The sequence below is a fragment of the uncultured Corynebacterium sp. genome (genome assembly GCF_937999985.1).
Lineage (GTDB): Bacteria > Actinomycetota > Actinomycetes > Mycobacteriales > Mycobacteriaceae > Corynebacterium.
Window position 1 is genome coordinate 20,755 of the sequence record NZ_CALLDG010000196.1, and the last position, 9,277, is coordinate 30,031.

A 9,277-nucleotide genomic window follows, 5' to 3' on the forward strand; every position below is an offset into this window, starting at 1 on the left:
ACACACTCGTGCGTACAACCGGGGCACGCTCGCCCCGTCCAATAAAAACCCGCCACCCTTATAGGGAGCGGTAGCGAGACGCCAGGAATCGAACCTGGTAAAGCCCCTTAACGGCTCGCCCCCTCTTTAAGCCACTTTGTGTAGCTGGACAGCGTGAGACTGTCGGTCTCCTCCGAGAACTGCGCCCATTCGCGCTCTAGATGCCGCACCGATTGCGGCAGGTCTCTACCATCAATGCGGGCGATCTGTGTTGAGCACCTGCAGTTGTCGTGAAAACGGTTTCCGTCCTTCGTGGACTGCGCAGACCTGGCAGACCCATACACCGCGCCACGAGAGGCCAACATGCGACAAAACGCGCACGCGCCCGCCTCCGGGACACGAGCCACCGCCGTGCGGGTGCGCCGCCCATGATCCCGCGCGGCATTGAGCACCGTTTCCCGGTAGGACTGCAGCACTAGGCGCGTGAGTGCGCCCTGTAGTCGGTCTAGCGCGGCGGCCTCGAACTCGTCCTGCACGCCAAACACTGCCCACCGGCCAGACTTGTCCGCTTGCTCAAGCGACGGTGCCGCCAAGTCGATCTGGCCAGCCCTCACTCGCTCACCACGCGCCGCATAATCGGCCAGCGCGTAATCCCGTGCGGCCAACGCGGACTCCGTGCCGTACACGTCCACTATCTCCGTGAACGCATCGACCATAAATAGCTGCGGGTCGATAGCCTGCCCGGCGAGAAGGTTAGCTTCCAGCAGGGACTGCTGCGCTGTCGCCACCAGCTGATCCTGCATCATCGCCCCCATTAGCGCCGGTTGCACTAGCCTCACCTCCCGCCACCATCAGCGCCTCCTCGCTCGCGCCTCGAGCAATGCCAGCTAAGCGCATGAGGCGGTCGCTAGCGCGTGCTTCAGCCTGCACGCTCTCGACGGACTCAATCTCGTGCTCTGACAGCCCCATACGACGCCACACAACCTCGCCTACAGGCAACACGCCAGACTGAACGGCCTTGACCATCGCGTCTGTGGTGGCCGCCAAGGTAGGCGTAGCCGGGTCAGCCCAGCGAGCACGCGGGGAATCCTCCACATCTAGGTGGCCGGTCACTACAGCACGAGCCAACCGGCCAACCTCGACCCATGGGCTAGTGAACTGCCTGCACCGGCGCTCTGCGCGCTTAATCAGCCGGTTCTCCATCGCCCGCACCGCGTCAGCGCTCGTGGGGTTAGAATGCGGAATATTGAAGTAGGATTCCGGAATGCCCGACTCCGTAGCCACCAGCGAGGCCAAACCCTTGATCTGATCCAAGTATGGTCCAGGCGACACGGTCGAGAACTCGCCGAACTTAGGCTCCGTGCCCTCCTCCTCATCGCGAGGAGCAAGCAGCATACGGGTAGAAATCAGCTTCCACGAGTCCACGCCCTCGAAGTTCTCCTCCGACAGGCCAATACCATAGCGCTGCGGGGTGGAGAAGAACTCTCGGTTGACGTCCATCGCGCGAAGCGCACGGGTGGCCGAGTTAATCGCCGTGATGATGCCCGGCGTGATCTCGGAACGCCCGCGACGATCGCCCGCGCGAGTGCGGTTTACTACCGCCACCAGCGGCACCCGCCCCATGCTGTGCGGGATACGCTCCGCGACCTCCCACTCGCCATGCTCGGAGCCGCGCACCAGCTCGACAACCTCGTCAACCTTCCATAAGGTCGCTTCCTTCTTCGAGTGGTAGGTAATGCCAGCCTCGACAAGACCCGTGCGCGGGTTGATCTCCGCCGTCGTAGAACGCGCCGAATGAGCACGGATAAGCACCTCCGGCTCCCCCGCCCCACCTGCTGTCACAGACAGGAAGCCGATACCGTACATCAGCGCATCGCTATGTACCGCGCTAGATTCCGAGCCCACGTCAGAGGACTCGTACACAGCAGACAGTAGCTCATCATCTTCACCGCTAGCGTCAGACCAACCCAGGAACTCGATACGCTCCTCAATCGTGTCCACGACCGTGGAAGCCCAGCCCACAGTGACCTTGTTCAGCACCGAGTTAGGCGGGATACCGATACCCAGCGATGGGGCATAATACCGGCCACGGTAGTATGCCTCACGCTGCTGGTTGCCATGGTCGTAGCTAGCGAGGCGACTAGATAGACCCTTCACCAGCGCCCTATCCTGATCAGATAGCAGAGCCATCTACATCACCATCACTTTCTTGCGGTAGTTCTTCTTCGCCCCACCCCGCGCCTTCCTCCGGTACTTGACGCGACTCAATTCCTGCTCGGTATCCAGTCCGTTAAGAGCCAAGGTGGCAGCAACCAGCGGGCTAATATCCGTAGTCGAATTGAGGCGACCGAACGCGAAGCGCCCCTCGCCTACGCGGCGCTTACGGGCACCAGATAGAGCCAACTGCATCGACCCTTGCCCCAATTGGCGCACATTGTGAGTCAATACCGAATCCAGAAACCGCTCGGCAGCCGTACAGACGAAATCGACCCTCACCTTCGTCACGCCCACCCCGCGCGCTTGAATGTCCTCAATCAGCGACGAGGCCGGGGAATAGCCGTCGATAATGACCGCGTCCGCCCCGAACTTCTCGACCACGTCCGCAACCTTCGCGGGAATCCATGCCACGGAGCCCGCCCGCTGGTCGATCACGTCAACGATGGGCGGCTTGCCATCCGTGGTCTGAATCGCCGCCACGAGCGCGCCTGCGTCACGAGAAGGCGTGATGTCGGCCGCGAGCACCACCTTCTCAATATCCTGCGGCAGAACGCGAACCTGGCGATCCTCGCACGCCCGCCAATCCTCGGCTGGGATAACAGACCGTTCGCCAGCGAACGACCACATGCCCAGTCGCTCCCGCATGAACACGCCCGGTTCCATCGCGGACAACTCGTCCTCGATCACCTCCGCGCGCAGGCGAATGCCAAGGCTCGGATTAGCGTATGCCCATACGTCAGGGTCATCTAGCTCGATAGGACCATCAGTGTCGGGCGCTGACCACTCGCACCACATCGAGCGGCGGTTCTTCCCCTCCATAGCGTTATCGCGCAGCCGTCGCCACACCTCGGAATCAGACTTAGTAGTCGGCGGTGTGCCCACAATAATCTGCTGCGGCTCGCCGGACGGGGCAGACGAGATCGTGGGCAGCAGCGCTGCCAGCGACTCATCCCCCAAGTCCTGCGCCTCGTCCATGATGAGCGTGTCCACAGTGAAACCACGGCCAGCGCCCTGCGTACGAGCACCGAACTGGACACTGCCGCCGTTAAGCAGTCGCACTTCCTCTTGGCCATTGGCGCGGCGAATGAAGTCCACCATCTCTTGCAGCTCCGGATACTCCGGCGATTCGAAGAAGCCAGCGATGCGCAGAAACGCAGCACGCGCGGTCTTGATTTCGTGAGCAGTGTGCAGAATCTTTCTGCCTAGAACGACAGTCTGGTACAGCTCGATCATCTCAATGATCGCATTCTTGCCATTCTGGCGAGGCACAGACAGGCACGCCTGCGTGCATGTCATGCGCCCCTTGGAGTCGCGCCCCATTGTGTGATCGAGGAACAGCTTCTGCCACGGGTCAGGCTTTAGGCCGTATCCCTCGGCAAGGAAGGCTGCATCATCGGCTTCGGTCGAGTGGAAGCGCGGAAGCTTGGAGACGGGGGACGGCTCTTGCCTGCCGAGCGTTTGCGACATAGCCCGTCACCTTCTTTCTAGCTCGCGTTTTTGCGGCGCTCCATGAGTTGCTCCACTACCGTGAGCGGTTTGCCATCATCAATAGGCGGGCGCAGCTCGTCGATCCGCGCGAGCACCTCTGTTAGTTGCCGGGATAGTGCGGCAATACTCCGTGCGTCGTCCGAGGAATCCATCGCGTCCGCAAGGACGTTTCGGAGTTCGATCAACGATTCGAACGACTGTTCGGTTCGAACAGCTTTTCCTAGGCGACCTAGGTTTTCGGCCATTTCTTCAGCCATTGGCGACCACTTCCTTGGTGAAAATGCGAAAACGTTCTGACCTGCATAAACGCTGAGCTAAGTGGAAATAGTTATCAAGAGGGGGAAATCCATAATGACCTGTGGGTGCAAAATCACCTCTGACCTGGGGATACTCCCCCTGGGTCTCTACCCGAAAACCTCGCGCGTTCGATCAGGCGTTCCATTACATAGCCCCGCCCTACTGTCTGTTCACCATGGCATAGCGTGTGGCTCGCCAGATCGTTCGAGCCGTTCACTACGCTGCTGCCTGCGTGAGTTGCAGACGAAGTGTGCTGGACGTAAGCGCCCGTGATTGTGTCCACCCGTTGCCACCGGCTCGACATGGTCGGCGGTGAAGCTCATTGGGTCTGGCCACTTGATTTTCTTGTCGATCGGCTTATTGCATAGCCAGCATGTGAGGTTTGATTGAGCTTTGAGTAGTTCTCGCCTTCGCCTGTATTCAGGATCGCTTGTGCGGTGAACGTGTTGCCTCATTGCTCACTTACCTTCACTCGTTGCCTTGCTTGCTGCTTGGTCTTGGCTTGACTGTCGTTGCTTGGCTCTTGGCTTGGCTTAGCGCTTGCATGTCGTTAGCTTCGTTGCTTCGCGCTTCACTTGCTACTGATCGTTGATCGACTCGATGCGTTATCGATGCCTCGCGCGTTGCTCGCGCTTCACTTGGCTGTGCCATGCTTGCTGCTGTGTCGTGTAGCACCTGCGCCCGCGCTGTCCGTAGGGTTGACCTACACCCTTGATGCCTGAGCCTGTACTGTGCTGCGCCGCATGGCCGCTATCCTCGCCGGGATACTGGTAGGGGTGGCGGGGACACGGGGACTACAGGTAGCCGGGGCATCCATGCATGGGGGGCACAGTAGTGGCGGGGGCTACCTACTCGAGGGGGGCTATGCCGATAGCCGGGGGCATACAACAAAACCCCACAACCTCGAGTGGTGAGGTTATGGGGTTACAGGCTTTACGCACGTAAGTGTACCACAGGTTCGGACATCGGTGTTAGGCGTCGGTGATTTCTTTTGTGCGGTATTTGGTTTTGCCGTTTTCGATGTAGGCAGTGACGTGGTGGCGTTTGCACCATTTGCGTATTGCGTCTGGGGTTTTGCCTAACGCCCGGCCTATCTCGTCGGCTGCGGCGTAGTCCGGCAGCTTCACCGCCTGTGGGGCTTGTGGATGGATGTGGTGACGGAGCTCTGCCTCGAGGTCACGTAGTTCCGTCTCGAGGTCGTCGTACCACGTGAGGTCTTGGAGCTGTGTGTGGTGGCGGTAGAGCCACGCTGCCCAGTAGTCGCCGACTTGTGTGTTGTGTGGGATGAGGATGCGTAGGTCTTCTGAGGCGTTGGTGGCGAGTTCTCTCAGTCGGGTTTGAGCGTCGAGTAGGTAGTCGAGTTGTGTGTCGTTGGTGGGGCTTGTTGGTCCTGTGGTGGTGTGGCGTGCGCCGGTTTGGCTGGTGCGGGCGGCGTGGTAGCGGGTTTCCCAGATTTCTGTTTGGAGGTGGTGGAGGTGGTTGGCGAGATGGCGGAGTGTAGCGGGTAGGTCGGTGGTCATGTGGTGTTGGTCTCTTTTCTTATGTGCGGATTGACATCTACATATCTAGTGCTGTATTCTGGTGTTAGTGAGCAAGAGAGTCTCGCTCACTGGAGAGGAAGAGATTATGTCGCTAGAGATAATCGCCACTCTCGCGGTAACGGCATTCGCCGGAATCCCTGGATGGGTAGACCTCATCCTGAAGTGGAGGAACCGCAAGAAGTAAAGCCCCTGCTCCTGGATAGCCGAATTATCCAGGGGCAAGGGCTCCCCTCTCACCCTACATTCAAAGGAGTCGATCATGAACCTCGCTAGCCTCGCGTTACTGCTCAGATACATAGCTTTCGTCATTCTCCTTGCCCTGCTGGTGAAGCTGGGCGCGTCTGCCCCGGTGTTGGCGTTGGCTGTCCTGTTCGTTGCTGCCACTGCCGTTGTGGATGCTCTGAACCGCCGCGTGGATAGGGCAAGGTGATCTGGGATGCGGATTGTGGCGGTTGATCTGGATTCTGGACGGCATTTGTGGACGGCTGCGCAGTGTGCCGACTATTGCGGTGTAACTAAGCCAACGTTTACTGCGTATGCGGCGCGTGGCACTGCGCCTAGTCCGTGTGGTCATTTCGATGGGCGGACTCCCGTGTGGGATGCGGATGAAGTGAGGTCGTGGCAGGGGTCGCGTCCATCTCAGCGGCGTTAGTCTCGACCTTTGGCTATGTGTGTGGGACTTTGTTGGCTTCGATGGTTGGCGTGTGGTCGCTGGTGATGGTGTCGATGATGTCGCTGGCGATCCCCTCCGCTTCGTCTTCGCTGTGCGCTTCAACGTAGGCGGTGTAGGTGATGGTGATTTCGTATTCGTGCCAGTTGTTGTAGCGGTCGATCTGTTGCATGAGTGGGTCGGGCATTACTCCTCTTCTTTCGGGTCGAGTGGGTGTGTGTCTCCGTATTCGTCGACGATCTGTAGATCGCAGTGTGGGTGCTGGATCAGAAATGTGCGGAGTGTGCGGGTGAATAGGCTGCCGTAGTCGGATTCGTAGCCGAGGTAGCCGCCCTGGTGCGCGCGGTAGAGGTCTTGGCGCAGGTTGATCTCTTCGCGGATGCGGGGTAGATCGCGGAGGTGCTGGCCGACCTCGTGTGGGCTTTGCAGTGGTGGGTTGTGGCTGTCGCATTGGAGGTAGAGGTAGGTGCTCATGGCGCTGTGCTCCTGTAATGGAGTGCGAGTAGGGCTAGAGCGAGGGGCACTAGTTCTTCTTGCCCCACAATGAGTGGGGCACCCGTGCCGTGTGGTGTGTCTAGCCAGTACGCGCCATCGCGGCGGCTTCCATACCAGATTGAGTATTCGGGCGGCTTAGGCGAGTTGGGTATAGGATCGCACGCGCCCGTAACACGGGGTAGCACATTTTCTACGGTGCGTGCCATACGGTCGGCGTAGGCCAGGGCTTCGGCGTGGGTGGGGAAACTATATTTGGCGCTTCTGTATTGCCAGTTGCGTTCCGGTGCTCCTACCCACGGATCGTCGCCGTGCGCTTCCATTGTGCGGTCGCGCCAGACCTTCCAGCGCTTATGTTTGGTGGTCATTGTCTCCCTTTTCTGATTCTTTCGAGGCGGTCGGCTACCCGTGTGAACATGGTGATGAAGCGGCCTATTTGCTGCTCTTCTTGTGGGGTTCGTGCGCGAGTGAGGCGGTCGCGGGCTATATCGGCGCGTTGCCTGTAGTGCCCGATCATTGCGTCGATTTCGGCGTGTAGGCGCACTACCTCTGCCTTGTCTGGGTTAGTCATTGCTTCTCCTGTTCTGCGTGGTCGTTCGCGTGTTCTCGCCTGTCCCCGTGATACGACGTCAGTAGCACACCTAGTTCCCGGGCTATGTAAAGTGGGTCGCTCTTGTCGCTTAAACGTCTGTTTATTTCGGCCTCTAGTATTTGTTGTAACTTATGGGATAAGTCCATTTACTCTCTTTCTCACTTTCGTGACCTGCGGTCTAGCGCTGCTGGATTACGTGCGGACATTGCGGCTCCTCGCTTTTCACCTTTCCGATTAGGTACACAGTGCCCGTAAGGAAGATAGTGACCGTGACGGCACCTGCCGCTGCGAATTTCGCAGCTTGCCTATCCTTGCCGTCGATCCACAGCGACATTGCTTTGTCTAGTGGCCATGCGGCGCCAAAGAAGGCGGCTAGGAATGAAAACGAGAACAACACGACCAGCAGGGCTCCAAGCAGCGTCATTTGCCCCACCCCCTGCGGAGGACATGGCGGGTGGTTCTGGCCATTACCAGGTCGTTGGTGGTGGCTCCTTCTTGCACCCACACGTGGGGCAAGTGAACCCACGGCTTTTCGCCCGGTTTAGCGACAACGCTGCCTTCTGGTAGTTCCCCGTATTCCTCTTGGGTGGTGACGGTTTCCGGGGTGTCGTGTTGGCGGGCTGGGATTAGCGGGGTGATGAGCGTGATTTCGTAGTTATGCCATTCGCTCTCGTCGGCTGCCTCCCGTGCGGGGGTTACCCATAAGCCAGGGGCGATTTTGAGCGCGGGGGTGTTGGGTTGGCTGTCGAAGCCGTTGTGCGCGTCTACTAGCCACGCTTCGCCCACGGGCACGTCTTGCGGGCGGGTGGTCTGTTTTGGGAATGTGAGGTCGTCGATGAGCACGAAGTTCCCCTGCGCTCCGCCTATCGCGTCGCCGCTTAGGTAGCTGACGTGTATGAGTCCTTTGTGTGTCGGCTTGTCTTCGGCGATAAGCACGTCCCCGAGTTTCGGGTGTTTTGCCCATCGGCCTAGTAGCCCGGTGGTGGGTTGCGCGTTGTTGATCTGGTCTTCCAGCTGGTCGATCTGGTTGGCGAGTTCTTTAGCCTGCTGCTTTAGTTCTTCCAGGCGCTGCTTGTTGGTCATGGGTGGTCTCCTATCAATTCGGCGACTTCCACCGCTGTGAGTTCCTGGTGGGCTTGATCCCCCGCTAAGGCGATGTGAAGCCGGGCGAAAATGCCTATCTCGCCAGGGTGGTCTACGTAGAACCGGGCGGGGTTATTTTCGTCGAAGGAAGCGCGGGCAGAGGTCGAGGAATAGACAGTCTTTGCCCCACGCCTGCGCACCGTGACGATCCAATTAGGATCAGGGTATCGAGAGTGCTGTACCCGCTCGAACGGGCTGGGGTATTGGAATCCCAACCTCATTCTCCGTTCTCCTGTTCTGCTTGTGCAGCTTGTCGAGCGAGCCGTATAGTTTCCCCTCGCACCATAGACTCGCTCCACAAAAGCCCCTTTGGAATCCAGCGGTGGGCGCCCTCTAGTTCCAGGGTCCTCTTCGTTCCAGGCGCTTCGGGGTGCCATGCATCGCCGAAGTGTGCCGTGTCGAACCCAATGGTGCGCCCCTTGTGGTAAGTGATCTCACCGTGCACATCGACGTCCACAGCGGGGTTCGCTGCCAGGCATCCATACTCCAGCCACGGGTGCCCTTCGGGGAGGGTTACGTACCCGTTGATTGAGTAGGGACCCATTCGCGTTTCGCACTCATATCCGTACGCAGTGAATTGGCGCAATGAGTGTCCTCTCACTTTCCCATCTCCTTATCTCGTGCTCGCTTGGCTTCTTCCACAGCTGCGAGGAGGGCGAGGGCTACGGCGCGGGCTTCGTCGTAGTCGAGCTCCAGCACTTCCTCCTCGTGCGTGTCTACGTCGATAGTTCCCAGCCGGAGATAGTGGATGATAGTGCCGTCGTTGTCCATATCGCCATCAATTGCGATGGAGTGGCCGGTGTGCCAGGTGCTGTATGTGTCGCGGGTTTTCGACGGTTCGGGTAGGTCGTAGGTTCT

The 9,277-nt window shown here is 59.3% G+C and carries 11 protein-coding genes; 1 reads left to right on the top strand and 10 read right to left on the bottom strand.

Annotated features, from left to right (window positions below; translation table 11 throughout):
* Positions 1 to 107: 107 nt before the first annotated feature.
* The 5 genes from Q0331_RS09465 to Q0331_RS09485 form a co-directional block, all read right to left on the bottom strand.
* Complete coding sequence (locus Q0331_RS09465) at positions 108 to 782, bottom strand: hypothetical protein (RefSeq protein WP_298076103.1); 675 nt, start codon at positions 780 to 782, stop codon at positions 108 to 110.
* Positions 733 to 2,169 carry a phage portal protein gene (locus tag Q0331_RS09470; protein ID WP_298076104.1) on the bottom strand — a complete coding sequence of 479 codons (1,437 nt, stop codon included), beginning with the start codon at positions 2,167 to 2,169 and terminating at the stop codon, positions 733 to 735. The genes Q0331_RS09465 and Q0331_RS09470 overlap by 50 nt, the downstream gene beginning before the upstream one ends.
* Entirely contained in the window at positions 2,170 to 3,663 is a 1,494-nt protein-coding gene (locus Q0331_RS09475) for a hypothetical protein (RefSeq protein WP_298076105.1), read from the bottom strand.
* 17 nt (positions 3,664 to 3,680) lie between these two features.
* Complete coding sequence (locus tag Q0331_RS09480; RefSeq protein ID WP_239317986.1) at positions 3,681 to 3,941, bottom strand: hypothetical protein; 261 nt, start codon at positions 3,939 to 3,941, stop codon at positions 3,681 to 3,683.
* A 1,011-nt stretch (positions 3,942 to 4,952) separates the two neighbouring features.
* Complete coding sequence (locus Q0331_RS09485) at positions 4,953 to 5,501, bottom strand: hypothetical protein (protein WP_298076106.1); 549 nt, start codon at positions 5,499 to 5,501, stop codon at positions 4,953 to 4,955.
* Between the two features lie 280 nt (positions 5,502 to 5,781).
* On the opposite strand from Q0331_RS09485, the gene Q0331_RS09490 reads away from it, so the two are divergent.
* Complete coding sequence (locus Q0331_RS09490; protein ID WP_155115497.1) at positions 5,782 to 5,952, top strand: hypothetical protein; 171 nt, start codon at positions 5,782 to 5,784, stop codon at positions 5,950 to 5,952.
* A gap of 235 nt (positions 5,953 to 6,187) precedes the next feature.
* Here the strand turns inward: Q0331_RS09490 and Q0331_RS09495 are convergent, their stop codons facing one another.
* The 5 genes from Q0331_RS09495 to Q0331_RS09515 all read right to left on the bottom strand — a co-directional run.
* Entirely contained in the window at positions 6,188 to 6,379 is a 192-nt protein-coding gene (locus Q0331_RS09495) for a hypothetical protein (protein WP_298076107.1), read from the bottom strand.
* On the bottom strand, positions 6,379 to 6,666 hold the full coding sequence (locus Q0331_RS09500; RefSeq protein ID WP_298076108.1) for a hypothetical protein: 288 nt from the start codon (positions 6,664 to 6,666) through the stop codon (positions 6,379 to 6,381). The genes Q0331_RS09495 and Q0331_RS09500 overlap by 1 nt, the downstream gene beginning before the upstream one ends.
* 788 nt (positions 6,667 to 7,454) lie before the next feature.
* The gene (locus tag Q0331_RS09505; protein ID WP_298076110.1) at positions 7,455 to 7,700 is read right to left on the bottom strand and encodes a hypothetical protein; all 246 of its coding nucleotides are present in this window, start codon (positions 7,698 to 7,700) and stop codon (positions 7,455 to 7,457) included.
* Positions 7,697 to 8,359 carry a hypothetical protein gene (locus tag Q0331_RS09510; RefSeq protein WP_298076111.1) on the bottom strand — a complete coding sequence of 221 codons (663 nt, stop codon included), beginning with the start codon at positions 8,357 to 8,359 and terminating at the stop codon, positions 7,697 to 7,699. The genes Q0331_RS09505 and Q0331_RS09510 overlap by 4 nt, the downstream gene beginning before the upstream one ends.
* 657 nt (positions 8,360 to 9,016) lie before the next feature.
* A partial coding sequence (locus Q0331_RS09515) for a hypothetical protein (protein WP_298076112.1) occupies positions 9,017 to 9,277 on the bottom strand: 261 nt, incomplete at its 5' end.

Coding starts and splice junctions, on each gene's coding strand:
- Q0331_RS09465 (WP_298076103.1), bottom strand. CDS start 782: ATGCAGGATCAGCTGGTGGCGACAGCGCAGCAGTCCCTGCTGGAAGCT.
- Q0331_RS09470 (WP_298076104.1), bottom strand. CDS start 2,169: ATGGCTCTGCTATCTGATCAGGATAGGGCGCTGGTGAAGGGTCTATCT.
- Q0331_RS09475 (WP_298076105.1), bottom strand. CDS start 3,663: ATGTCGCAAACGCTCGGCAGGCAAGAGCCGTCCCCCGTCTCCAAGCTT.
- Q0331_RS09480 (WP_239317986.1), bottom strand. CDS start 3,941: ATGGCTGAAGAAATGGCCGAAAACCTAGGTCGCCTAGGAAAAGCTGTT.
- Q0331_RS09485 (WP_298076106.1), bottom strand. CDS start 5,501: ATGACCACCGACCTACCCGCTACACTCCGCCATCTCGCCAACCACCTC.
- Q0331_RS09490 (WP_155115497.1), top strand. CDS start 5,782: ATGAACCTCGCTAGCCTCGCGTTACTGCTCAGATACATAGCTTTCGTC.
- Q0331_RS09495 (WP_298076107.1), bottom strand. CDS start 6,379: ATGCCCGACCCACTCATGCAACAGATCGACCGCTACAACAACTGGCAC.
- Q0331_RS09500 (WP_298076108.1), bottom strand. CDS start 6,666: ATGAGCACCTACCTCTACCTCCAATGCGACAGCCACAACCCACCACTG.
- Q0331_RS09505 (WP_298076110.1), bottom strand. CDS start 7,700: ATGACGCTGCTTGGAGCCCTGCTGGTCGTGTTGTTCTCGTTTTCATTC.
- Q0331_RS09510 (WP_298076111.1), bottom strand. CDS start 8,359: ATGACCAACAAGCAGCGCCTGGAAGAACTAAAGCAGCAGGCTAAAGAA.